Source organism: Pelomonas margarita, assembly GCF_043555875.1.
In the GTDB taxonomy this organism is placed as follows: domain Bacteria; phylum Pseudomonadota; class Gammaproteobacteria; order Burkholderiales; family Burkholderiaceae_C; genus Pelomonas; species Pelomonas margarita.
In genome coordinates this window covers 107842-130386 of sequence record NZ_JBIGHW010000007.1, presented here as the reverse complement: position 1 = coordinate 130386, position 22545 = coordinate 107842, and the positions used below count along the sequence as shown (strand labels likewise).

The 22545-nt window shown below is 69.3% G+C and carries 22 protein-coding genes; 9 read left to right on the top strand and 13 right to left on the bottom strand.

Annotated elements, in window-relative coordinates:
* Positions 1–7 precede the first annotated feature (7 nt).
* Genes ACG0Z3_RS14185 through ACG0Z3_RS14175 form a run of 3 tightly spaced genes read left to right on the top strand, consistent with a single transcriptional unit; the run spans position 8 to position 3077 of the window.
* Positions 8–1825: a branched-chain amino acid ABC transporter ATP-binding protein/permease gene (locus ACG0Z3_RS14185; protein WP_394398756.1), complete on the top strand. Its 1818-nt coding sequence runs from the start codon at positions 8–10 to the stop codon at positions 1823–1825.
* The gene (locus tag ACG0Z3_RS14180) at positions 1822–2553 is read left to right on the top strand and encodes an ABC transporter ATP-binding protein (protein WP_394398468.1); all 732 of its coding nucleotides are present in this window, start codon (positions 1822–1824) and stop codon (positions 2551–2553) included. The genes ACG0Z3_RS14185 and ACG0Z3_RS14180 overlap by 4 nt, the downstream gene beginning before the upstream one ends.
* Positions 2554–2570: 17 nt before the next feature.
* On the top strand, positions 2571–3077 hold the full coding sequence (locus ACG0Z3_RS14175) for a GrpB family protein (RefSeq protein ID WP_394398466.1): 507 nt from the start codon (positions 2571–2573) through the stop codon (positions 3075–3077).
* Here ACG0Z3_RS14175 and ACG0Z3_RS14170 read toward each other — a convergent pair.
* From ACG0Z3_RS14170 to ACG0Z3_RS14155, 4 genes are all read right to left on the bottom strand, one after another.
* Entirely contained in the window at positions 3046–3675 is a 630-nt protein-coding gene (locus ACG0Z3_RS14170) for a DUF938 domain-containing protein (RefSeq protein WP_394398464.1), read from the bottom strand. The two genes, ACG0Z3_RS14175 and ACG0Z3_RS14170, sit on opposite strands and share 32 nt — an antisense overlap.
* Before the next feature lie 33 nt (positions 3676–3708).
* Positions 3709–5460 (bottom strand): methyl-accepting chemotaxis protein, encoded by a 1752-nt coding sequence (locus tag ACG0Z3_RS14165; RefSeq protein WP_394398462.1) that lies wholly within the window; start codon positions 5458–5460, stop codon positions 3709–3711.
* A gap of 134 nt (positions 5461–5594) precedes the next feature.
* Positions 5595–6464 carry a pirin family protein gene (locus tag ACG0Z3_RS14160; RefSeq protein ID WP_394398460.1) on the bottom strand — a complete coding sequence of 290 codons (870 nt, stop codon included), beginning with the start codon at positions 6462–6464 and terminating at the stop codon, positions 5595–5597.
* An 84-nt stretch (positions 6465–6548) separates the two neighbouring features.
* A complete protein-coding gene (locus ACG0Z3_RS14155; protein ID WP_394398458.1) occupies positions 6549–7154 on the bottom strand; it encodes an FMN-dependent NADH-azoreductase in 606 nt (201 codons plus the stop codon).
* 114 nt (positions 7155–7268) lie between these two features.
* Between ACG0Z3_RS14155 and ACG0Z3_RS14150 the strand changes: the two genes are divergently transcribed.
* On the top strand, positions 7269–8192 hold the full coding sequence (locus ACG0Z3_RS14150) for a LysR family transcriptional regulator (RefSeq protein WP_394398456.1): 924 nt from the start codon (positions 7269–7271) through the stop codon (positions 8190–8192).
* 12 nt (positions 8193–8204) lie between these two features.
* On the opposite strand, the gene ACG0Z3_RS14145 is transcribed toward ACG0Z3_RS14150, so the two are convergent.
* Positions 8205–8933: a TonB family protein gene (locus ACG0Z3_RS14145; RefSeq protein WP_394398454.1), complete on the bottom strand. Its 729-nt coding sequence runs from the start codon at positions 8931–8933 to the stop codon at positions 8205–8207.
* A gap of 124 nt (positions 8934–9057) precedes the next feature.
* Positions 9058–9462 carry a MerR family transcriptional regulator gene (locus tag ACG0Z3_RS14140; RefSeq protein WP_394398452.1) on the bottom strand — a complete coding sequence of 135 codons (405 nt, stop codon included), beginning with the start codon at positions 9460–9462 and terminating at the stop codon, positions 9058–9060.
* A gap of 51 nt (positions 9463–9513) precedes the next feature.
* Between ACG0Z3_RS14140 and ACG0Z3_RS14135 the strand changes: the two genes are divergently transcribed.
* On the top strand, positions 9514–10584 hold the full coding sequence (locus ACG0Z3_RS14135; RefSeq protein WP_394398450.1) for an MBL fold metallo-hydrolase: 1071 nt from the start codon (positions 9514–9516) through the stop codon (positions 10582–10584).
* Positions 10585–10806: 222 nt separating this feature from the next.
* On the opposite strand, the gene ACG0Z3_RS14130 is transcribed toward ACG0Z3_RS14135, so the two are convergent.
* The 7 genes from ACG0Z3_RS14130 to ACG0Z3_RS14100 all read right to left on the bottom strand — a co-directional run bounded on the left by ACG0Z3_RS14130 (position 10807) and on the right by ACG0Z3_RS14100 (position 18625).
* Positions 10807–11616 carry a M48 family metallopeptidase gene (locus tag ACG0Z3_RS14130; protein WP_394398448.1) on the bottom strand — a complete coding sequence of 270 codons (810 nt, stop codon included), beginning with the start codon at positions 11614–11616 and terminating at the stop codon, positions 10807–10809.
* A 5-nt stretch (positions 11617–11621) separates the two neighbouring features.
* The gene (locus ACG0Z3_RS14125) at positions 11622–12416 is read right to left on the bottom strand and encodes a lysophospholipid acyltransferase family protein (RefSeq protein WP_394398446.1); all 795 of its coding nucleotides are present in this window, start codon (positions 12414–12416) and stop codon (positions 11622–11624) included.
* Between the two features lie 133 nt (positions 12417–12549).
* Positions 12550–13203, bottom strand: coding sequence for a D-glycero-beta-D-manno-heptose 1,7-bisphosphate 7-phosphatase (gene gmhB, locus ACG0Z3_RS14120; protein ID WP_394398444.1), 654 nt, complete (start codon positions 13201–13203; stop codon positions 12550–12552).
* 4 nt (positions 13204–13207) lie between these two features.
* On the bottom strand, positions 13208–15343 hold the full coding sequence (gene glyS / locus ACG0Z3_RS14115) for a glycine--tRNA ligase subunit beta (protein WP_394398442.1): 2136 nt from the start codon (positions 15341–15343) through the stop codon (positions 13208–13210).
* Positions 15343–16275: a glycine--tRNA ligase subunit alpha gene (gene glyQ / locus ACG0Z3_RS14110; RefSeq protein ID WP_394398440.1), complete on the bottom strand. Its 933-nt coding sequence runs from the start codon at positions 16273–16275 to the stop codon at positions 15343–15345. Before glyQ ends, glyS begins: the two co-directional genes overlap by 1 nt.
* A 29-nt stretch (positions 16276–16304) precedes the next feature.
* Entirely contained in the window at positions 16305–17747 is a 1443-nt protein-coding gene (gene lnt / locus ACG0Z3_RS14105; protein ID WP_394398438.1) for an apolipoprotein N-acyltransferase, read from the bottom strand.
* A complete protein-coding gene (locus tag ACG0Z3_RS14100; protein WP_394398436.1) occupies positions 17744–18625 on the bottom strand; it encodes an HlyC/CorC family transporter in 882 nt (293 codons plus the stop codon). The genes lnt and ACG0Z3_RS14100 overlap by 4 nt, the downstream gene beginning before the upstream one ends.
* Before the next feature lie 115 nt (positions 18626–18740).
* Here ACG0Z3_RS14100 and ACG0Z3_RS14095 point away from each other — a divergent pair, with 115 nt between their 5' ends.
* The 4 genes from ACG0Z3_RS14095 (at position 18741) to ACG0Z3_RS14080 (ending at position 22521) form a co-directional block, all read left to right on the top strand.
* The gene (locus tag ACG0Z3_RS14095; protein WP_394398434.1) at positions 18741–19793 is read left to right on the top strand and encodes a CobW family GTP-binding protein; all 1053 of its coding nucleotides are present in this window, start codon (positions 18741–18743) and stop codon (positions 19791–19793) included.
* A gap of 103 nt (positions 19794–19896) precedes the next feature.
* Positions 19897–20592, top strand: coding sequence for an RNA polymerase-binding protein DksA (gene dksA, locus ACG0Z3_RS14090; protein ID WP_394398431.1), 696 nt, complete (start codon positions 19897–19899; stop codon positions 20590–20592).
* A 10-nt stretch (positions 20593–20602) separates the two neighbouring features.
* Entirely contained in the window at positions 20603–20749 is a 147-nt protein-coding gene (locus ACG0Z3_RS14085; protein WP_394398429.1) for a hypothetical protein, read from the top strand.
* Complete coding sequence (locus tag ACG0Z3_RS14080) at positions 20746–22521, top strand: hypothetical protein (RefSeq protein ID WP_394398427.1); 1776 nt, start codon at positions 20746–20748, stop codon at positions 22519–22521. The genes ACG0Z3_RS14085 and ACG0Z3_RS14080 overlap by 4 nt, the downstream gene beginning before the upstream one ends.
* Positions 22522–22545: the final 24 nt, after the last annotated feature.

Sequence of the window (22545 nt, the reverse complement as noted above, 5' to 3'; positions counted from 1 at the left end):
GACGACGATGACGCGCTTTCCCTTCCCGCTCCCGGCGGCTGCGGCCACCGTCCTGCTGCTGGGCCTGCCGCTGCTGCCGGTGCCGGACTTCTGGATCACGCAGCTCAACTACATTGGCCTGTTCTCGCTGGTCGTGCTGGGCCTGGTGCTGCTGACCGGCGTGGGCGGGCTCACGTCCTTCGGCCAGGCGGCCTTTGCCGGCGTGGGCGCCTACGCCACGGGCTACCTGACGACGGTGCTGGGCCTGTCGCCGTGGCTGGGTTTGATTGCCGGGCTGGCCGTCACGGCGGCGCTGGCGCTGGCCATCGGCGCGCTGACGCTGCGCATGTCCGGCCACTACCTGCCGCTGGCCACCATCTGCTGGTGCCTAGCGCTGTACTACCTGATCGGCAACCTGGAGGTGCTGGGCAAGTACGACGGGCTGTTGGGCCTGCCGGCCGTGACGCTGGGCGACGTCAGCTTCCAGAGCGAGCGCCGCATCTACTGGCTGATCTGGGGGGCCGCGCTGCTGGCCGCGCTGGGTGTCACGCGGCTGTTGGACTCGCGGCCGGGCCGCATCATGCGCGCGCTGAACGCTAACCGGGGCGGCGGCAGCACCATGCCCGAGGCGATGGGCGCCAGCACCTTGCGCTACAAGCTGGTGATGTTCGTCATCGCGGCGTTGCTGGCCTGCGTGTCGGGTTGGCTGTATGCCCACATGCAGCGCAGCGTGAACCCGTCGCCCTTCGGCATCAAGTTCGGCATTGAGTACCTGTTCATGGCCGTCGTCGGCGGTATCGGCACCGTGGGCGGCGCCTTTGCCGGCGCAGCGCTCGTGAAGCTGGCTGAAGACCAGCTCAAGGTCTGGCTGCCCCTGGTGTTTGGCGGCTCGGGCAATTACGAGATCATCGTTTTCGGCATCGTGCTGGTGCTGGTGCTGCGCTTCGCGCCGGACGGCCTGTGGCCGCTGGTGTCGCGCCTGCTGGCCCGCGTGCTGCCGGCGCGTGACGCGCGGGCGGTGGACGAGACTGCGCCGCCACTGGCCTCGCGCAGCCACCCGCCGCGCGGCGCAGCGCTGCTGGACGTGCGGGCCATTCGCAAGCAGTTCGGCGGCCTGGTGGCCGTCAACGACATCAGCTTTCAGATCCGCGCGGGCGACATCGTGGGCCTCATCGGCCCCAACGGCGCCGGCAAGAGCACCACCTTCAACCTCGTCTCCGGCGTGCTGCCGCTGACCCGTGGCGAGGTCGAACTGCTGGGTCAGCGCGTGGACGGCCGCGGCAGCCGCGACATCGCCCGCGCCGGCCTGTCCCGCACCTTCCAGCACGTGAAGCTGGTGCCCGACATGACGGTGCTGGAGAACGTCGCGCTCGGCTGCTACCTGCGCACCAAGAGCGGCGCCGTCGCCGCCATGCTGGGCCTGGACCGCGCGGAGGAGCGCCAAGCCCGCGCCGAGGCGATGCGCCAGCTGCGCCGCATCGGCCTGGCCGACCAGGCGTTCGAGCTGGCCGGCAACCTGGCGCTGGGGCCGCAGCGGCTGGTGGAGATCGCCCGCGCGCTGGCCAGCGACCCGTCACTGCTGCTGCTGGACGAACCCGCCGCCGGCCTGCGCCACAAGGAGAAGGAAGCGCTCGCCGAAGTGCTGAAGCAGCTGAAGGCCGAGGGCCTGTCGCTGCTGCTCGTGGAGCACGACATGGACTTCGTCATGAAGCTCACCGACCGCATCGTCGTCATGGAGTTCGGCCGCTGGCTGATGGAGGGCACGCCCCCCGAGGTGCAGGCCAGCCCTGCCGTGCGCGCGGCCTATCTGGGCGCGGATGACTTGACGGACGAGGGGCGGATATGAGCGCGTTGCTTGAGGTGAATGACCTGCGCGCCGGCTATGGCCGCGCCGAGGTGCTGCAGGGCCTGAGCTTTTCGGCCGCCGAGAACAGCGTCGTCACCGTCATTGGCCCCAACGGCGCGGGCAAGTCCACGATGCTGGGCGCGCTGATGGGCTTGATCCCGTCGCGCAGCGCCGCGCTACGGTTTGCCGGCGAGGACATCGCCCGACTGACGCTCGAAGAACGTGTCATGGCCGGCCTGGCCCTGGTGCCCGAGAAGCGCGAGCTGTTCGGCACCATGACCGTCGAGGACAACCTGCTGCTCGGTGGCTGGCGGCCTCGCAAGCTCGGCGACAAGCGCTGGCGCGATGGGCTGGACAGCGTCTACGCGCGCTTCCCGCGGCTGAAGGAGCGCCGCGCGCAGGCGGCCGGCACGCTGTCCGGCGGCGAGCGCCAGATGCTGGCGCTGGGCCGCGCGCTGATGGGGCAACCCAAGCTCCTGATGCTGGACGAGCCCAGCCTGGGCCTGGCGCCGCTGATCGTGCGCGAGATCTTCGCCATCGTCGACGACCTGCGCGCCAGCGGCGTCAGCATCCTGCTCGTCGAACAGAACGCCCGCGCTGCCTTGCGCGTAGCAGACCATGGCCATGTGCTGGAGACCGGCGAGTTCGGGCTCAGCGGCCCGGCGGCCGCGTTGGCGGCAGACCCGCGCGTCATCGAGACCTACCTGGGGGCTGCGGGCGGCCACTGAGCTGCGTCGCCTGCCGCATGGCGTCCGTCGAACTCGTGCAGGCCCAGCCGGCCTGGCCGGTGCAGTTCCAGCAGCTGGCGGATGAGATCCGCGCCGCGATGGCCGGTGCGGTGCCAGCGCTGGAACACATCGGCAGCACGGCAGTGCCGGGCCTGTGCGCCAAGCCCGTGCTGGACGTGCTGCTCGGCGTGCGCGCGCTGGACGAGATGGCGCCGCATGTCGACGCGCTGGCCCGCTGTGGCCTGGTGTACCGGCCAGCCTACGAGGCCCACATCCCGCAGCGGCGCTACTTCGTGCGCGAGGCGGGCACGCTGCCCCGGGTGCACCTGCACGCGGTGGTGCAGGGCGGAGCGCTCTGGCAGGCGCACCTTCACTTCCGCGATCGCCTGCGCGAGGATGCCGCACTGCGTGAGCGTTATGCCGCGCTGAAGCGTGAGCTGGTGCAGCGCCATGCGCAGGACAAGGCCGCCTACACCGAGGCCAAGGCGCCATTCATCCGCGCGGTGCTGGCGGCGCCGCGCTGACCCGGCGCCAGACCAGCAGCAGGTTGTTGGCCGGCATCGCGATGCGCTCGTGCAGCGTCAGCCCGGCGGCTGCGGCCATGGCCGCCACGTCAGGCAGCCGCCGCAGCCCCCAGGCGGCATCGCGCGTCCGGAGATCTGCATCGAAGGCCAGGTTGCTGGCCGCGGTGGCCACGCCGTCTTCCAGGTAGGGGCCGTAGGTGAGCAGCACACCGGTCGGCGACAGGTGCCGTGCTGCTCCCTGCATCAGTGCCGCCGCGCAGGCCCAGGGCGCGATGTGGAGCATGTTGGCGCAGTAGATCGCCTCCACCTGCACGGGCACGCCGGGCCAGGGGTTGTCGAGCACGTCCAGCGTGATGGCCGGGCGCACGCGGTCCAGCCCCTCGCACCAGGCCGCAATGGAGGGCAGGGCGACGGCGTCGACGTCGCTGGGTTGCCACACCCAGCCGGGCAGGCCTGCGCTGAAGCAGGCCGCATGCTGGCCGGTGCCGCTGGCGATCTCCAGCATCAGCCCGGCCGGCAGCAGCAGGCGCTGCAGCTGCGCGAGCAGGGGCGGGGCGTTGCGTTCGGCGGCGGGGCTGTGGCGGCGGGCGGTGTCCATGCCGCCATCTTGCCCGCTGCCGTGGCACCCAGGCTAGAAGCTGGTCCAGTCGTCATCCCCGCCGGCCGGGGCGGCCGGGCGAGGGGCGGCCGGCGCGGGTGCCGCTGAGGGCGACCTGGCCGCCGGGGCGGGGGCTGGCTTGGTCGTCGTTGTGGCTCGCGCGGGTGCAAGCGCCGGGCGGGGCGCCTGCATGCCTGAGCGCATGGCGGGGCGAGGTGCCGGCGCTGCGCGGCCCGCATCGCCGCCGACGCGGAACACCGACACGATCTCCACCATCTGCGTGGCCTGCTGGCGCAGGCTCTCGGCGGCGGCGGCGGACTCCTCGACCAGCGCGGCGTTCTGCTGCGTGACCTGGTCCATCTGCGTCACGGCTTGCTCCACCTGGCCCACGCCATCGGCCTGCTCGACGCTGGCGGTGCTGATCTCGCCGACGATGTCCGTTACGCGCTGGATGGCCTGCACCAGCGACTGCATGGACTGGCCGGCCGTGTCGACCTGCTGCGTGCCGCGCTCGACCTGCTCGACGCTGCTGGTGATCAGCGTCTTGATCTGCTTGGCGGCCTCGGCGCTGCGCTGGGCCAGCGTGCGCACCTCACTGGCCACGACCGCGAAGCCGCGGCCCTGCTCGCCGGCTCGGGCGGCCTCGACGGCCGCGTTCAGCGCCAGGATGTTGGTCTGGAAGGCAATGCCGTCGATGGTGCCGATGATGTCGGCGATGCGGCGGCTGGAGTCGCTGATGCCCCGCATGGTGTCCACCACGTCGCCCACCGCGCTGCCACCCTGGCGTGCGGCCTCGCTGGCGCTGCGGGCGAGCTGGTCAGCCTGGCGGGCGTTGTCGGCGTTGCTGCGCACGGTGCTGGACAGCTCGGACATGGTGGCCGCAGTCTGCTGCAGGGCCGAGGCCTGTTCCTCGGTGCGCTGGCTGAGGTCGGCGTTGCCCTGGGCGATCTGGCTGCTGGCGGTGGAGACGGACTCGGCATTCGCCCGCACGCTGGACACCGTGGTCGTCAGGCCCTGGCGCATGCGTTCCAGCGCGCGCATCAGCAGCGCGGCCTCGTCGTTGCCGTGGGCGTCGACGGTCTGGCGCAGGTCACCCTCGGCGACCGCGTCGGCCACCTCGACGGCGCGCTGCAGCGGCACCGTGATGGAGCGGATCAGCAGGCGTGCCATCAGCAGCGCGATGGCGACGGACGCGCCCAGCGTGATGAAGATGACCAGCCGGCCGGTCGTGAACGCGGCGCCGGCCGCGACGCGGGCGGCCTCGGCGCCTTGGTTGTTCAAGGCCACCAGCTTGAGCAGCAGGGCGGAGGAGCTGTCGAACAGCTTCTGCGATTCGCCGTTCAGCAGCGCCAGTGCCTGCTCGTTCTCGTTCTTGCTCGACAGCGCATGCAGCCTGGCATGCACGGCCAGGTAGGCCGTCCATTCGTTGGCGAAGCTGTCGTACAGCTTTTGCTCCTCTGGCGAGCTGATCAACTTGGCATAGGCGCTGCGGTTCTTTTCGAGATCCTTCAGCGCGGCCGCCAACTGGGCGTTCCTGGCCGCCATGGCCTCGTCCGTTGTGGCCAGCACATGGCCGGTCTCGGCGATCCGATAGTCGGAGGTGTTGGTGTTCATCTGGTTGGTCAGCGACACGCTGGGCAGCCAGTTGTCGGTGATGTCGTCCGTCTGCGCACGCATGGCCAGCATCTGGAACACGGCAACGGCAGATAACAGCAGCAGCAACGCCAGCATCAGGGCCATCGCGGCGGCCAGGCGGGGGCCGATCTTCCAGTGCAGAGGATTCATGAGCACGTCTCCAGGTTGGCGCGGTGCCTGGGCTCGGATGAGCGTGGCGACCTGGGATCAGTCTCGTCGTTGCGCCCCTGCGCTGTCCACCGGAAGAGGTGCTGGGCTTGTTGTTTTTGCCAATTTTGTCAAATTTATCCGAGGCGGCCTGCTTGGAAATCACGCACCGCCTGCACCAGCTCCGCCTCGGTGTTCATGACGAAGGGGCCGTACTGGGCGATGGGCTCGCCCAGCGGCCGGCCGGCGATCAGCAGCGCGCGGGTCGGCTGCTGGCCGGCCGTCAGGCGCACGCCGTCGCTGGCTGGTGTGTTGGCCAGGATGGCCATGCGCCCGGCCGGCTGCAGGCAGCCGCTGTCGTAGGTCAGCGCGCCCTCGTAGACGTAGACGAAGGCATTGAATTCGGGCGGCAGCGGCTGCTCGAAGCGGGCGCCTGGTGCGAGGTGCAGGTCCAGGTAGAGCGGCTCGGTGGCGTCGCGCTGCACCGCACCGGCCACGCCGTGGCTGGCGCCGGCAATGACGCGGGCCTTCACGTTGTCGCGTTCGAACTCGGGCACCTCGGCGCTGGTGATGTCGCGGTACCAGGGCTCGCGCATCTTGTGCCGCGCCGGCAGGTTGAGCCACAGCTGGAAGCCGGCCATGCGGCCCTCGCTCTGCTCGGGGGTCTCGCTGTGGACGACGCCGCGCCCGGCCGTCATCCACTGCACGCCACCGTCGCTGATCAGGCCTTCATGGCCCGCCGAATCGCGATGGCGCATGCGGCCTTTGAGCATGTAGGTGATGGTCTCGAAGCCGCGGTGCGGGTGGTCGGGGAAGCCGGCGATGTAGTCGTCGGGGTTGTCGGTGCCGAAGTGATCCAGCATCAGGAAGGGGTCCAGCCGGCGCTGCAGGGTGTTCGTCAGCACGCGGCTGAGCTTGACGCCGGCACCGTCGCTGGTCGACTGGCCGGCAACGAGGCGCTCGACCTCGCGCGGTCGGGTCAACGGGGAAGTGGCGACGGTGCTCATGGTGATGCTTTCAAGTATTTCCGGGCCGAGCGCCGGCCCCTCGGGGGACCGGCCAAGGTCTCCCCTCGGACGAGGGGCGCCAGTTCAGGCGGCGAGGAGTTCAGTGATCTGCGCGCGGGCGTTGGCCAGGCCCTGCTCGGCGGCGAAGGCCATGCCTTCAGCGTAGACGAACTCGACATCCGTCATGCCCAGGAAGGCCAGCACGGTGCGCAGGTAGGGCGTCATCTGGTCGCTGGGCTGGTCGCGGTGGATGCCGCCGCGGCTGGTGACGATGTAGACCTTCTTGCCGGTCACCAGGCCCACCGGGCCCTGCTCGGTGTACTTGAACGTGACGCCGGCGCGGGCTACCGCGTCGATCCAGTTCTTGAACTGGGCGGTCACGTTGAAGTTGTACATGGGCACGCCGATGACGATCGTGTCCGCGGCCTGCAGCTCGGCGATCAGCGCATCGTCCAGCGCGACGCGGGCGGCCTGCTCGGGCGTGCGCTGGCCGGCGGGTGTGAACAGCGCGCCCAGCGCGGCTTCGTCCAGCACGGGCTGGGGTGTCACGTTCAGGTCGCGCACGGTGACGGTGGCGGCAGGCGAGGCGGCACGCAGCCCGGCGGTCAACTCGTTGGCCAGGCGGGTGGAGACGGAGCCCTCGGCATCGGTGGCACGGCGGGCGCTGGCGTTGATCTGCAGGATGTTCATCTGAAGCTCCGGAAGGGGCGGTTGCGATGGGATGAACTTTAGAAATGCTCTGAGCGCACCGGAAGCCGCTGATCTGCATAAGATTGTTCCGCTGATGGATCAATGAGGTGGCCCATGGAACCCGATGCAGATGATTTGCTGCTGTTTGCCCGCGTCATGGAGGCCGGCAGTTTCAGCCGCGCTGCCGAGCGCGTGCACTGGCCCAAGAGCACGGTGTCGCGGCGCATCGCGGCGCTGGAGGTGCGGCTGGGAGAGAAGCTGCTGCAGCGTTCCACGCGCAAGCTGTCGTTGACGGACTTCGGGGCCGGCGTGCTGGAGCATGCGCGCGTGGTGGCGGCCGAGGTGGACGGCGCGCTTGCGCTGGCGCTGCACCGCCAGCGCAAGCCCAGCGGGCGGCTTCGCGTCAGCATGCCGGCGGATTTTGCCGAGCAGGTGGCCTCGCGCATGCTGGCCGAGTTCGCCATCCAGTACCCCGAGGTGCAACTGGAGCTGGACCTGACGCCGCGGCGTGTCGACATCGTCGGCGAGGGCTTCGATCTCGCCATCCGCATGGGCGCGCTGGACGAGGACAGTCAGCTGGCCGCGCGGCGGCTGGCCACCACGCACTGGGGCCTGTACGCGTCGCCCGACTATCTGGCCCGCGTCGGCGAGCCGCTACTGCCGCAGGCGCTGGAAAGCATGCACGGGCTGATGCTGCTGAGCCGCACCGGCGAGCCGGCGCCCTGGCGGCTCAACCGTGTCGACGATGCGGGTGCTGCACCTGTCGTCGTGCTGCCCGCGCAGCGCAGCGTGGCGAACTCGCCCAGCCTGCTGGCCCGTCTCGCGCTGCGGGGTGTGGGCATTGCCGGCGTGGACCGCCTGCTGGTGCGTCACGCCGCCGAGTTCGGCGGGCTGCGGCAGCTGATGCCGGACTGGCAGTTGCCCGGCTCCACGGCCTGGGCGGTGTTTCCCGAGCGCCGGCTGATGCCGCTGCGCACGCGGGTGTTTCTTGAGGCGATGTCGTCGCTGCTGGAAAGCTGCCCGCTGCCGGCGCCGTAGCGGCCGTGCGCGCTACTCCTCGGCGTTGTTGAACGCGAACTCGATGGCGGCCTCGCGTGCCGCCGGAATGGGCGCGAAACGCCACTGCTTGATGGCTTCCACCGCAGCGGGACCGAGCCGGCTGTGGCTGGCCTCCAGTACCTCGGCCTTGCTGACCACGCCGGCCGGCGTCACCGTGAAGCGCACGCGGGCAAAGCCGTTGCGGAAGGACTGCTGCTGCAGCTGGCGCGGCACGACCGGGTTGACGCGGGACAGCGGCGTGAGCTGCACCTCGGGTTCCGGCGCCGGTGGCGGCGGCGGGGGCGCCGGAACGGCCGCCAGCGCCACGGTGGCGGGGGGCGCGGCCACCGGTTCGGGCGCGGCGGGTTCGGCGGCAGCGGTCTGCACCGGGGCCGGCTCCGGCGCCACGGCAGGGGCCAGCGGCGCGGCCGCCTGCACGGGGGCAGAGGCCGGTGCGGCCGGCTTGGGTGCGGCGGCCACCGCCGCGGGTTTACGGGGCGCCGGTGCAGGTGACGGCGCAGGCGGGGGCGGGGGCGCCGGCTGCTGGCGGTTGGCGCCCTTCTCGCCGTTCAGCTTGATCCAGTGAAAGACGGCGTCGGCTTGTTTTTGCGCGCGCTCCAGGCGCTGCTTGTCATTCGCGGGTGGCGTGGTCTGTGCCAGGGCGGCCTGGCTCAGCAGCATGAGGCCGGTGGCGATGGCTGTCAGCTTGGGCGTTATGTCGGAGCGCAATCCAGCGAGCATGGTGGGTGTCGAGGGGCAGGGGAAGGCCAGGAGGTAGCGGCCGCAACTCTAGTCAAGCGTGCAAACACTGCTAGCGGGTTTGCCCCGTTATGCGAGCAAGGTGCTGAGCGATTTCGGCAAGGTGTCACGTGCTGCCCAGCAGGGCGCGGCAGCGTTTCTCGTGCTGGCGGATCTCGGCCAGCGTGACCTCGATGTCGTCGCGCTGCTGCTCCAGCTGCTGGCGGTGGCGGGCCAGCGTGGCTAGGAAGGCACGCAACTGCGGCGCGGCGCTGGACTGGCTGTCGTACATGTCCACCAGCTCCTTGATCTCCTGCAGCGGCAGGCCCAGGCGCTTGCCGCGCAGCGTCAGCTTCAGCCGCGTGCGGTCACGCGGGGTGTAGATGCGGTTGCGCCCCTTGCGCCCCGGCTCCAGCAGGCCGGCTTCCTCGTAGAAGCGGATGGCGCGCGTCGTGATGTCGAACTCGGCGGCGAGCTCGGTGATCGTGAACGTCGCCTCGGTCGCGGCGGGGACAGACTTGGCGGAGGGCATGGCTACACTGGATTGACGTTAACGTCAGTCTAAGTCCCGCTAGGCAGCACCATGGCCAACGCACGCGAATCAGAACTGCATTACCCCCTGGGCGAAACCCTGCCCCAGCCCGGCGAGGCGCTGGACCTGGCACCCGGCGTGCGCTGGGTGCGCATGGGCCTGCCGTTCGCGCTGGACCACATCAACCTGTGGCTGCTGCGCGATCGGATCGACGGCCCTGAAGGCGAAATTCATGGCTGGACCATCGTCGACTGCGGCATCGCCAGCGACGACACTCGCGCCAACTGGGAGCGGGTGTTCGCCGAGCGGCTGGACGGCCTGCCCGTGCTGCGCGTGATGGCCACGCATTTCCATCCCGACCATCTGGGCCTGGCCCATTGGCTCACCGAACGGTGGAACTGTCGGTTGTGGATGAGCGCGACCGACTTCAACCTCGCCCGGCTGGCCAGCAGCTCCACCGTGGGCATGGGCGGCGCAGCCGCGGCGGCGTTCTTCGGCAGCCATGGCCTGAGCGACCCCGATGCGCTCGACAAGATCCGCGCCCGCGCCGACTACTACCCCAAGATGGTGCCCGTCGTGCCAGCCAGCTACGGCCGGCTGATGGATGGCATGGCCCTGGATATCGGTGGGCGCACGTGGCGCTGCATCGTCGGCTATGGGCACGCGCCCGAGCACATCAGCCTGTTCTGCGATGAAGCGAAGCTGCTGATCTCCGGCGACATGGTGCTGCCGCGCATCTCGACCAATGTGTCCGTCGTCGACGTGGAGCCCGAGGCCGACCCGCTGACGCTGTACCTGCAATCGCTGACCCGCTACCTGGACCTGCCGGCCGACACGCTGGTGCTGCCTTCGCACGGCAAGCCCTTCACCGGCCTGCACGCGCGCATCGACCAACTGCGCGAGCACCACGACGAGCGCCTGGCCGACGTGATGACCGCCTGCCGCGCGGCGCCCACGCATGCGGCCGAGCTGCTGGGGGTGCTCTTCAAGCGCAAGCTGGACCTGCACCAGACCACCTTCGCCATGGGCGAGGCCATCGCGCACCTGCATGCGCTGTGGCTGCGTGGTGAGCTGGTGCGCGAGCGCGGGGCGGACGGCGTCCATCGCTTCACGGCGGCCTGAGAGGGGCGTGCGCCCAAGAAAAACGCCGCCGCAGATGATCCGGCGGCGGCGTCGTAGGCACGGTACTTTTTATCCCTGACTCTTCGCGCCGGCAGTGCCGGCGTTCAGTACCTGTGATGACAGCGTCGGCGCGCAGTGTTGCCGAGCGAGGCGGCGCCGGTGTTACATCTTCTCGGGAATATTCACACGCCCCCCGGGGCTGCGGGTGTCCGGGGCCGCGCGTCACTGCACGACGATGGATTCCTCGCGCAGCGCGTCACGCGAGCGCTCGAAGTCGGGCAGCACCGAGCGCACCGTGTCCCAGAAGGCCGGGCTGTGGTTCATCTCGCGCAGGTGGGCCAGCTCGTGGGCGACGACGTAGTCGATGATGGCCGGCGCGAAGTGGATGAGGCGCCAGTTCAAGCGGATGGAGCCGTCGGCGCTGGCGCTGCCCCAGCGCGTCTGGGCCGACGACAGCCGCAGCGACTTCATCGCCACGCCCAGTTGGCCGGCAAAGCGGTGGCAGCGGGGCAGGAAGTCCTCGCGCGCGCGCGCCTGCAGCCAGGCCTGGGCCAGGTCGCGGATCTGCTCAGCGCTGGCGCCGTGAGGCAGCGGCAGATGCAGCTCGCGGGTGTCCACATGCCAGGCCACCTCGCGCGCGGCCGGGGCGATGACCAGCGTGAGCGGCTGGCCCAGGTAGGGCAGGCGGCCGCCATCGGCCCAGTCGATACGGGCGGCCTGCACGCGCTGCTGGCGCTCACGCTGCTCGACGAGCTTGCGAAGGATCCAGTCGCCCTTGTGATGCAGCGCGCGTTCGATCTCGCCGATGGGCACCCAGCGTGGTGCGCTGACGCGCAGCCCCTGCGGCCCGACGACGAAGCCGATGCTGCGCCGCCGCGCGCGCCGCAGCTCATAGCCGACGCAGTGCTGTCCCAGCCACAGCTCGCGCCGCGAGCGGGCGGCGCCGGGGTCGGCCGGCGCGACGTTCGCCTGCGCCTCGAACAGCGACAACTGGCTGTCCTGCAGAAGGGGGGCCGGGCGCTTCGGGGGCATGGCGCTCAGTGCTGGTTGGCGGTGCCGGCCACGCCGGCGGGCGAAGGGTTGGTGTAGGCCTCCGGGTCGAGGCGGCGCATCTCGCTCTCGATCCAGTCCTTGACCTCGTTCATCAGCTCGCCCGGCGCGCGGCCCTCGGGGCGGATCTGGCGGCCGATGGAGATGTCCACGACGCCGGGACGCAGCAGAAAGCTCTTGCGCGGCCAGCAGCGCGCGGCCGTGGCCGCGATGGGCACGACGGGCAGGCCGGCCTCGATGGCCAGGCGGGTGCCGCCGGTCTTGTAGTCGCCCACCTCACCGCGCGCGATGCGCGTGCCCTCGGGGAACATGATGACCCAGTTGCCCTGAGCGCCCAGGCGCTTGCCCTGCTTCAGCACCTTGTTCCAGGCCTCCGTGCGGCGGCCGCGGTCGATATGGATCATGTCCATGCGCGCCATGGCCCAGCCGAAGAAGGGCACGTAGAGCAGCTCGCGCTTGAAGACGTAGGCCAGCGGATGGCTCAGCAGCGCCGGGTAGGCGAAGGTCTCCCAGGTGCTCTGGTGCTTGGACAGCAGCACGACACCGGCCTTGCGGTCCGACGCGCTAGGCAGGTTCTCCATGCCGTGGATGCGCCAGCGTATGCCGCAGATGATGCGTGCGCTCCAGATGGCCACCGTCAGCCAGCCTGCGCAGGCCCAGTAGATCGGGTCGCCGCGGCGGAAGATGGACAGCACCAGCACGCCCAGCGCCCAGGGGACGACGGTGACGATGAGGACGAGGACGAAGATGAACGAACGAACGGCGCTGAGAAGCGTGGCCATCAAATCACCTGTCCAATTCGCGGGGCGCTCGCGGCGCTGTAGTGCATTGCCAAGCAGATGCAGCGGAACCGGCTTTGCCGGGCCGCTCGCATCGCCCCCTCGAGGGGGCCGGGGAAGCCGGTACGGGGTGGGGTCAATTCAGGTCTCCGGCCTGGGTATCGGGGGTCAGGGCCTGGCCGCGCGCTTCGGCGATGCGGCGGCGTTCTTCCTGGATCAGGGTCTCGGCAAAGCTGCCGAGGTCGTCGTGCACGCGGGCCGTGGGCACCTGCACCAGCAGCTTGGCGAGTTCCTCGGTGCCCAGGTTGCCGAAGGGGCCGGTAAGCACCAGGTGCGGGATGCAGCCGGCGTTCTGCGCCGTCATCAGATCCGTCAGCGAGGCGCCCACCATGTGGACCTTGGGCAGTTCCACGTCGAAGCGTTCGCCGATCTGCTGGATCAGCCCCGGCAGCGGTTTGCGGCAGTCGCAGCCTTCCTCCGGCGTGTGCGGGCAGAAGAAGGCCGCGTCCAGCCGCCCGCCTTTTTCGGCCAGCAACTGGTTGAGCCGCAGGTGCACGGCGTTCAGCGACGCCATGTCCAGCAGGCCGCGGCCGATGCCGGCCTGGTTGGTGGCCAGCACGGTGTGCCAGCCGGCGTGGTTGAGCCGCGCCACGGCCTCCATGGCGCCGGGCAGCGGGTCCAGTTCCTCGGGGGCCTTGACGTGGTCGTCGCGGTAGCGGTTGAGTGTGCCGTCGCGCCCGAGGATGACGAGCTTCATGCCATGGGCGTGGTCGGCGCGCATCGTGGGCATGGCTTCAGGCCGCCAGGCGCGACAGGTCGGCCACGCGGTTCATCGCGGTGTGCAGGCGGCCCAGCAGTGCGAGGCGGTTGGCGCGCAGGGCCGGGTCTTCGGCGTTGACCATCACGCCGTCGAAGAAGGCGTCGACCGGCGCCTTCAGCGCTGCCAGGGCTTTCAGCGAGCCGGTGTAGTCATGCTGCTCGAAGAGCAGGTCGGCCTGCGGCTGCACCTCGGCGATGGCGGTCGCAAGCGCCTGCTCGGCGGCCTCCTGCAGCAGCGCGGCGTTGATGGCCGTGGGCAACTCGCCCTCGACCTTTTTCAGGATGTTGCCGACGCGCTTGTTGGCGGCCGCCAGCGATGCGGCTTCGGCCAGCGCGGCGAAGGCGCGCACGGCGACCAGGCGCTTGGGCACGTCGCCCAGGCGTGTGGGCGCCAGCGCCAGCACGGCGTCGACTTCCTGGGCGCTGTAGCCCTGGTCGCGCAGCGAGACGGCCACGCGGTCGGCGAAGAAGCCGAGCAGAGCCTCGCGCGGATTGGTGATGAGCTCGCCGAACGGCGGCACGGCGGCGTCGATCAGCGCCGGCAGCTCCAGCGGCAGGTTCTTCTCGACGAGGATGCGGATGACGCCCAGCGCGTGGCGGCGCAGTGCGAACGGGTCCTTGTCGCCGGTGGGCAGCTGGCCGATGCCGAATAGGCCCACCAGCGTCTCCAGCTTGTCGGCCAGTGCGACGACGGTGCCGGTGTGGTTGCGCGGCAGCGCGTCGCCGGCAAAGCGGGGCTTGTAGTGGTCTTCAATCGCGATGGCGACGCCGTCGCGCAGGCCCTCGTGGCGGGCGTAGTAGCCCCCCATGATGCCTTGCAGCTCGGGGAACTCGCCGACCATGTCGGTCAGCAGGTCGCACTTGGCGAGGCTTGCCGCCTGCTTGACCTTGCTGTCCAGCACCTTGAATTCGTCGTCCGCCTCCACCGTGTAAGGCAGCGTGGCCATGCTGAGCTGCTGCACGATGGCATGCGCGATGGCTGCGACGCGCTCGGCGCGTTCGCCTTGCGAGCCCAGCTTGCCGTGATAAACGACCTTGGCCAGACCGGGGAGGCGGTCGGCCAGCTTCTTCTTGCGGTCCTGGTCGAAGAAGAACTTGGCGTCCGCCAGGCGCGGGCGCACGACGCGCTCGTTGCCTTGCGTAACGGCGCTGGCATCGGCCGGGGCGATGTTGCTCACTACGAGGAAATGACGCGTCAGCTTGCCTTGCGTGTCCAGCAGCGGGAAGTACTTCTGGTTGGCCTTCATCGTCAGGATGAGGCATTCCTGCGGCACGGCCAGGAACTCTTGCTCGAAGGCGCAGGTCAGCACGTTGGGGCGCTCGACCAGCGAGGTGACTTCGTCCAGCAGCGCGTCGTCATCGATGGGCGTCAGGCTCAGCGCGTCAGCCGCAGCCTTGAGCTGGCGCGCAATCTCGGCGCGGCGCTCGGCGAAGCTGGCGATGACCGCACCCTGCTCGCGCAGCTGCGTGGCGTAGCTGTCGGCGGTGTCGACGCTGACGGTGGCCTGGGCCGCTTCGAAGCGGTGGCCTTGCGTGGTGCGGCCTGACGTCAGGCCCAGGGCCTGAACGGGCACGACGTCGGAGCCATGCAGCGCGATGAGGCCGTGCGCCGGGCGCATGAACTTCACGTCGGTCCAGCCGTCGGCCAGTTGGTAGGTCATGACCTTGGGGATGGGCAGCTTGGCCAGCGTCTCGTCCAGCGCTTTCTGCAGGCCCTGAGCGAGCGTCGCGCCGGGTTGCACGCTGTCCCAGAACAGGGCTTCGGCCTTGCCGTCGGGCTGGCGCTTGAGCTGCGCCACGACCTCGGGGCCGGCGCCGACGGCCGCGAGCTTCTTCAGCAGCGCGGGCGTGGCCTGGCCGTCGGCGGTGAGGGCTACGGCGACCGGCATCAGCTTCTGCTGCACGGCCTTGTCGGCTGCCTTGGCGGCAACGCCGGTGACCAGCACGCCCAGGCGGCGCGGCGAGGCGAACGACGTGACAGCCGCCTCGGTCGCGGCGAGGCCCTGCGCCTTCAGGCTGTCGGCCAGCACGGTGGCGAAGGAGTCGCCCAGCTTCTTCAGCGCCTTCGGGGGCAGCTCTTCGACAAACAGTTCAACGAGCAGGTTGGTCATCAGGCGGCCGCCTTCTTGCTGTTCTTCAGTTCGATCTGTGCAACGACCTCATCGGCCCAGGCCTTGGGCGCCATCGGGAAGCCGAGACGTGCACGGCTTTCGAGGTAGCTCTGCGCCACGGCGCGCGCCAAGTTACGGATGCGGCCGATGTAGGCCGCGCGCTCGGTCACCGAGATGGCGCCGCGCGCGTCCAGCAGGTTGAAGCTGTGGCCGGCTTTCAGCAATTGCTCGTAGGCGGGCAGTGCCAGCTTCTCGACCATCAGCTCTTGGCTCTTGCGCTCATGCGCGGCAAAGGCGGACAGCAGGAAGTCCACGTCGCTGTGCTCAAAGTTGTAGGTCGACTGTTCGACCTCGTTCTGGTGGAACACGTCGCCGTAGGTCAGGCCATCGGTGTAGACGAGGTCGTAGACCGATTCCTTGCCCTGCAGATACATGGCCAGGCGCTCCAGCCCGTAGGTGATCTCGCCGGTGATGGGCTTGCAGTCGATGCCGCCGACCTGCTGGAAGTAGGTGAACTGCGTCACCTCCATGCCGTTCAGCCAGACCTCCCAGCCCAGGCCCCAGCAGCCGAGCGTCGGGTTCTCCCAGTCGTCCTCGACGAAGCGCACGTCGTTCTTCTTCAGGTCGAAACCCAGCGCTTCCAGCGAGCCCAGGTAGAGCTCCAGGATGTTGGCCGGCGCGGGCTTGAGCACGACCTGGTACTGGTAGTAGTGCTGCAGGCGGTTGGGGTTCTCGCCGTAACGACCGTCCTTGGGGCGGCGGCTGGGCTGCACGTAGCCGGCCTTCCACGGTTCGGGGCCGAGCGCGCGCAAGAAGGTGGCGGTGTGGCTGGTGCCGGCGCCGACTTCCATGTCGTAGGGCTGGAGGAGTGCGCAGCCCTGCTTGGACCAGTAGTCCTGCAGGGTCAGGATGATTTGCTGGAAGGTCAGCATGAGACTCGATCGAGAGGGGATGGTCGATTCTATTGGCCGGCTTTGCGCAGGCCGGCCAGCGCCAGCAGCCCCGCAACCCACAGCGGCCACAGTCCCAGCGCGGCCAGCCAGCGGGCGTAGGGCGTGCTGCCCTGACGGCCGTCCACTGTCACCTCCAGCACGCCGCGCGCCAGCGCCGGCAGTCGGGCCGTGACCTGGCCGCGGTGGTCCACCAGCGCCGTGGCGCCGGTGTTGGTGGAGCGGGCCACCGGCCGCTGGAACTCCAGCGCCCGCATCTGCGAGAACTGCAGGTGCTGGTCCTGGACCATCACGGTGCCGAACCAGGCCAGGTTGCTGACGTTGACGAACACGGTCGCCGCGTCCGGGCCGACGGCGCTGTGCACGATGTCCTCGCCAAACAAGTCCTCGTAGCAGATCAGCGGGCGCAGCCGCTGGCCGGCCACGACCCAGGGGCGCTGGTGGTCGCCGCGGCCCTGGTCGTCCATGGGAATATTCATCGCGCGCACGAACCAGCCCAGGCCGGGCGGGATGAACTCGCCGAAAGGCAGCAGGTGGCGCTTGCCGTAGTGGTAGCCCGTGCCCAGGCCGACGACGGAGTTGACGAAACCGTCGTCGTGGTTGCCCAGGAAGGCCCCCAGCAGCGCGGGGCGCTCGGGGCGGGACAGACGCGTCAACGTCGCGGCATCCAGGTCCAGCAGTGGCAGCGGCACGACGGATTCCGGCGTGATGACCACCTGCCCGCGCGACGACTCCACCAGCCGGGCCAGCGTGTCGAGGTTGGTGGTGAAACGCTCGGGGTCGAATTTCTGATCTTGCGGGATGCTGGGCTGCACCAGAGACAGCGCCACCTGGCCGGCCGGCTGCGTGAAGTCCTGCGGCAGCAGCGGACCGGCCAGCGGCAGCAGCAGTGCGGGCGCGGCCAGCGCCCAGGCACGCTGCTTCAGCAGCACCAGGCCGGCAGCCGCCAGCGCCGCCAGCGCGGTGATGCCGTATACGCCCACCCAGGGCGCCCAGCCCGCCAGCGGGCCGGCCGTGTGGGCGTAGCCGGAGGCGATCCAGGGAAAGCCGCTGAACCAGGTGGCGCGCGCCAGCTCGGCCAGCAGCCAGGCCGGTGCCAGCGCTAGCAGCCGCCAGCGGCCGGGTTCGATGACACGGGCCGTCAGCCCCAGCGCCAGCGCGTAGTAGCCGCACAGGAAGGTCGCCAGGAGCGCCACCGCCAGGGCCGCCAGCAGCCAGGGGATGCCGCCGAACTGGTGCATGGAGATGTGCAGCCACCACAGGCCCGAGGCCAGCCAGCTCCAGCCGAACAGCGCGCCGCACAGGGCGGCCATCTTGGGCGTGGCGCGGGCGACAACGCCGAACAGCAGTGCCAGCGCGGCGATCTGGGCCCACCAGGCCTCGGTGGGCGAGAACGACGCGGTCTGCAGCAGGCCAGCGGCCAGTGCCGCGCCTGCAGCGAGCGCGGGCCTCACGCGCCAGTCTCGCCGTCAGCGGCGCGTGTGACCTTGAACCAGCGCACCGCGCCGCCGCGTGTCAGCATGACGGCGAAGTTCAGCCCGCCCACCGGCACCGATTCGCCCCGCCGTGGTACCTGGCCATGCTCGTGCGCGATCAGGCCGCCGATGGTGTCGAAGTCAGTGTCCGGCAGACTCAGGCCGAAGGCGCCGTTGACGGCCGCGATCGAGGCGTCGCCGGCCACGCGCAGGCTGCCATCAGCCAGCGTGTACAGGCCGGACTCACCGTCCTTTTCGTCGAACTCGTCCTCGATCTCGCCGACGATCTCTTCCAGCACGTCTTCGATGGTGATGAGGCCGGCCGTGTTGCCGAACTCGTCGATGACGATGGCCAGGTGGTTGCGGTTGGAGCGGAAGTCGCGCAGCAGCTCGTTCAGGCCCTTGCTCTCGGGCACGAAGACCGTGGGCCGCAGCAGTGCGCGCAGGTTGAGCTCGGGCGCGCGTTGCATCTTCAGCAGATCCTTGGCGAGCAGGATGCCGATGATGTTGTCCTTGCTGCCTTCGAAGACCGGAAAGCGCGAGTGGCCGGTGTCGATCACCAGGCCCAGCAGCTCGTCGTAGGGCGCGTCGATGTCCAACAGGTCCATGCGCGGCGCGGCCACCATCACGTCGCCGGCCGACAGCTCGGCCATGCGCAGCACGCCCTCCAGCATCTGGCGCGACTCGGGCTCGATCAGCTCGCGCTGCTCGGCGTCGGCCAGGGTTTCGATCAGTTCGGTCTTGGAGTCGGGGCCGGGGTGCAGGAACTCCAGCATGCGCACCAGCAGGCCGCGGGCCTCGGGCGGGTGTTTGGCGGCCCCGCGAACTGGGGGCCGGCCTGAATGTGGTTCGCTCAAGGGGAGCCGTCAGGGTATTGCGACAGGGGACAGAATAGCCGATTGGTTTGACAGACCTTGCAGTCCGGCGCCCAGACCTCATCTGCGCCGCCTTCCCTCGAAACCGGTTCCCGCCATGTCCAGCAACAACGGCCTCATCCCCGCAACCATCCTCACGGGCTTCCTCGGCGCCGGCAAGACCACGCTGCTCAAGCGTGTGCTGACCGAGGCCCACGGCCAGAAGATCGCCGTCATCGAGAACGAGTTCGGCGAAGAGAACATCGACACCGACATCCTGGTGTCCGACACCAACGAGCAGATCATCCAGATGAGCAACGGCTGCGTCTGCTGCACCATCCGCGAGGATCTGCGCACCACGCTGAGCGACCTGGCTGCCAAGCGCCGCAAGGGCGAGCTGAACTTCGAGCGCGTCGTCATCGAGACCACCGGCCTGGCCGACCCCGGCCCCGTGGCCCAGACCTTCTTCATGGACGACGAGATCGCCGAGGCCTACCTGCTGGACTCGGTGCTGACGCTGGTTGATGCCAAGCACGCCGACGAGCAGCTGAACAAGCGCCAGGAAGCGCGCATGCAGGTGGGTTTTGCCGATCAGATCTTCATCAGCAAGAGCGACCTGGTGGAGCCGGCGGCCGTGGAGGCGCTGATCCACCGCATCAAGCACATGAACCCGCGCGCGCCCATCCAGACCGCGCATTTCGGCGAAGTGTCCCTGTCCAAGGTGTTCGACCTGCGCGGCTTCAACCTGAACGCCAAGTTGGAGATCGACCCCGACTTCCTGAGGGCGGATGACCACGGGCACGACCACCATCACCACGACCATGATCACGAGCATGGCGAGCACTGCGATCACCCGCACCACCACCATCACGATGACGATGTGAAGAGCTTTGTCTTCCGGTCGGACAAGGCCTTCAACCCGGCCAAGCTGGAGGACTTCCTCGGCGCCATCGTGCAGGTCTACGGCCCCAAGATGCTGCGCTACAAGGGCGTGCTGAACATGAAGGGCACCGACAAGAAGGTCATCTTCCAGGGTGTGCACCAGATGATGGGCTCTGATCTCGGCCCCAAGTGGATGCCGGGCGAGAAAAAACAGAGCAAGATGGTGTTCATCGGCATCGACCTGCCCAAGGACGTGCTGATGCAAGGTCTGGAGGGCTGCCTGGCGTGATGTTTTTTCGCCCCGCGGACCCTGTTTTCCGGGGGGCGATAGGACCTCGGATCGCATGGCTACAATCCGCCGCGCTCAAAATTGGGCTGCCGGCTGATAAGCAGTGGGATCCAGGTCTTTCACCGCGCCGAAGCACGCCCTGAGCGAGGAGAAGACTGTGAGCAAGACCCCGGCCACCAAAACCGCCGCTGCACCCAAGGGTGCGAAGAAGACAGACGCCGGCGCCGACGTCGCGACGTTGGAAGTCCCTGCACCGGCGAATCGCTTCGCTGACCGCTTCGCCCCGCCCAAGCCGCCCGCGCGCGGCGCCCAGCAGGCAGACGATTCGCCGCGCGTGGCAGCCAAGGGCGACCCCAAGCTGGCCAATGCCTGGAAGTCCAAGTCGGGCGCGGAGCTGAGTGACGCCGAAGTCCTGGCCATGCCGGACGCGGAGTACATGAACGCCAAGCAGATCGAGTTCTTCCGCGTCAAGCTGGAAGGCCTCAAGAACGAGGTGCTGTCCAACGCGGGCGAGACCACCGAGCATCTGCGCGAAGACACGACTATCGTGCCCGACCCGGCCGACCGCGCGACCATCGAGGAAGAGCATGCGCTGGAACTGCGCACGCGCGACCGCGAGCGCAAGCTGCTGAAGAAGATCGTGCAGTCCATCGGCCGCCTCGACAGCGGCGACTACGGCTACTGCGACGAGACCGGCGAGCCCATCGGCCTCGGCCGCCTGATCGCGCGCCCGACCGCGACGCTGTCGCTGGAGGCGCAGCAGCGCCGCGAGCTCAAGCAAAAGATGTTTGGCGACTGAAAAGCCATGCATGAAGCTACTGCGCGAACACAGGACGGGCCTGCGCGGCTCGCCGTACGGGTGTACGGCTGCGCTGCTCGACCCACCCTGCGTCCGCTCGCTACGCTTCCTGCACGGCTTTTCCCGGCTGGCTGATCAGGACATCTCCAATTCATGACCGAATCCAAGCCCGCAGATCCGAAGGAAGGCGACAGCTTCTTCCGCAAGGTGGCGCGCTTCGTCGCGAATCCGACGACGGATTGGTCCGAGATCAACTCGCGCCAGGACGATCCGCAGGGCGACCTCGCCAAGGCCGAGCTGCGCGCCATGGTGGAGCGCAAGCGTCGCAATGACTTCGTGCGCAAGCGCGAACTGGACATGCTGCGTCGCATCCGCCGCGAAGGGCTGACGCCCGAGCAACTGGCGGCGCTGGCGGCCTCGCCGTCCCGCATGGGCGACGACGAGCGCATCAGCGAGCCCAGCTCCAAGATCGACCTGGGCGTGAAGGCCAAGATCGACGAGATCGAGCAGCAGATGGTGGGCGAGAGCTTTGCCACCACGCAGGCTGTGCCCAACAAGCAGCAGCAGCCGGGCTTCTTCGAGACCAGCACGCGGCCCGTGGCCTTCGCGCCGACGGTGACCGAGCCGCCGGTCGCGCTGGACGCCAGCGGCGGCCGCGTCAGCGAGTTCTCGACCCCCCAGGAGGCGCGCCGCCTGTCGGCACCGCCGCCGCCGGCGGCCGTGACGATGGGGGCGGCCATCCCGCCGCTGTCGGATGCCGCGCCTAGCCGGCTGCCGGACCTGCCACCGCTGGACATGCCGCTGTCCTTCACGCTGGCCGAGCCCGCCGGTGCGCCGCTGGAGGTGCAGGAGGTCGTGCACGACCCCGAGCTGGACGAAGCCGTCATCGCGTTCGCAAACGCCGACTACGACGCCAGCGAGCACGCGCTGACCGAGCTGGTGCGCCCGGGCGGCAGTCGCAACCTGCATGGCGAAACCTGGCTGGTGCTGTTCGACCATTACCGTGCCACCGGCGCCCAGGGCAAGTTCGAGGCGCTGGCCGTGGAGTACGCCCAGCAGTTCGGACTGTCCGCGCCGCAATGGTTCTCTATGCCCCGGCTGGTGGCGGAGTCCACCCGTCAGGCTGGGCGCAGCCCCATGGGTAAGGCCGGCCAGGTCAGCTGGAGCGCGCCAGCCCACCTGACGGTCGATGATGTGCTCACGCTGGCCAAGCGCGCCGAGACGCTGCCCATGCCCTGGGTGTTCGACTGGGGCGCGCTGGACGAGATCGAGATTCCCGCGGCCATCCAGCTGCGCGATCTGTTCTATCGGTGGGCGCAGCAGCAGGTGGATCAGCGCTGGATGGGCGGTGACCATTTCCTCGCCCAGCTCAAGGAGCTCGCGCCCGTGGGCGAGCGCGACACCGACCCGGCCCTGTGGATGCTGCGCCTGGAGGCGCTGCGCCTGACCAATCGGCCCGACCAGTTCGACGAGGCCGCCATCGACTACTGCGTGACCTACGAGGTCTCGCCGCCGTCGTGGGAGCGCGCCAAGTGCCGCGTGCGCATCGGCAGCGAGGGCGCGTCCACCAACAGCCCGGCCACCAGCACGCTGCACGCCGAGGCCGTGTCCAGCTTCCTGGACACCAGCGTGCTGGATCCCGCCCACGTGGCAGCCCAGGTGGAGCTGCAAGGCCAGCTCAGCGGTGACATCTCGGACACGCTGCGCGCGATGGCCGTCGAGGTGGGTGAGGCCAGCCTCATCAACATCTCCTGCACCAAGCTCATTCGCCTGGACTTCATGGCCGCCGGTGACCTGCTGAACTGGGTGCTGTCGCGCCGCAGCGAGAACCGCACGGTTGTCTTCAACGACGCTCACCGCCTCGTCGCGCTGTTCTTCGGCGCGATGGGCATCAACGAGCACGCGAAGGTCAAAGTGCGGATCAACTGATCTTGCACCCTGGGCCTCCGCCCC

Coding starts and splice junctions, on each gene's coding strand:
- ACG0Z3_RS14185 (WP_394398756.1), top strand. CDS start 8: ATGACGCGCTTTCCCTTCCCGCTCCCGGCGGCTGCGGCCACCGTCCTG.
- ACG0Z3_RS14180 (WP_394398468.1), top strand. CDS start 1,822: ATGAGCGCGTTGCTTGAGGTGAATGACCTGCGCGCCGGCTATGGCCGC.
- ACG0Z3_RS14175 (WP_394398466.1), top strand. CDS start 2,571: ATGGCGTCCGTCGAACTCGTGCAGGCCCAGCCGGCCTGGCCGGTGCAG.
- ACG0Z3_RS14170 (WP_394398464.1), bottom strand. CDS start 3,675: ATGGACACCGCCCGCCGCCACAGCCCCGCCGCCGAACGCAACGCCCCG.
- ACG0Z3_RS14165 (WP_394398462.1), bottom strand. CDS start 5,460: ATGAATCCTCTGCACTGGAAGATCGGCCCCCGCCTGGCCGCCGCGATG.
- ACG0Z3_RS14160 (WP_394398460.1), bottom strand. CDS start 6,464: ATGAGCACCGTCGCCACTTCCCCGTTGACCCGACCGCGCGAGGTCGAG.
- ACG0Z3_RS14155 (WP_394398458.1), bottom strand. CDS start 7,154: ATGAACATCCTGCAGATCAACGCCAGCGCCCGCCGTGCCACCGATGCC.
- ACG0Z3_RS14150 (WP_394398456.1), top strand. CDS start 7,269: ATGGAACCCGATGCAGATGATTTGCTGCTGTTTGCCCGCGTCATGGAG.
- ACG0Z3_RS14145 (WP_394398454.1), bottom strand. CDS start 8,933: ATGCTCGCTGGATTGCGCTCCGACATAACGCCCAAGCTGACAGCCATC.
- ACG0Z3_RS14140 (WP_394398452.1), bottom strand. CDS start 9,462: ATGCCCTCCGCCAAGTCTGTCCCCGCCGCGACCGAGGCGACGTTCACG.
- ACG0Z3_RS14135 (WP_394398450.1), top strand. CDS start 9,514: ATGGCCAACGCACGCGAATCAGAACTGCATTACCCCCTGGGCGAAACC.
- ACG0Z3_RS14130 (WP_394398448.1), bottom strand. CDS start 11,616: ATGCCCCCGAAGCGCCCGGCCCCCCTTCTGCAGGACAGCCAGTTGTCG.
- ACG0Z3_RS14125 (WP_394398446.1), bottom strand. CDS start 12,416: ATGGCCACGCTTCTCAGCGCCGTTCGTTCGTTCATCTTCGTCCTCGTC.
- gmhB (WP_394398444.1), bottom strand. CDS start 13,203: ATGCCCACGATGCGCGCCGACCACGCCCATGGCATGAAGCTCGTCATC.
- glyS (WP_394398442.1), bottom strand. CDS start 15,343: ATGACCAACCTGCTCGTTGAACTGTTTGTCGAAGAGCTGCCCCCGAAG.
- glyQ (WP_394398440.1), bottom strand. CDS start 16,275: ATGCTGACCTTCCAGCAAATCATCCTGACCCTGCAGGACTACTGGTCC.
- ACG0Z3_RS14095 (WP_394398434.1), top strand. CDS start 18,741: ATGTCCAGCAACAACGGCCTCATCCCCGCAACCATCCTCACGGGCTTC.
- ACG0Z3_RS14085 (WP_394398429.1), top strand. CDS start 20,603: ATGAAGCTACTGCGCGAACACAGGACGGGCCTGCGCGGCTCGCCGTAC.
- ACG0Z3_RS14080 (WP_394398427.1), top strand. CDS start 20,746: ATGACCGAATCCAAGCCCGCAGATCCGAAGGAAGGCGACAGCTTCTTC.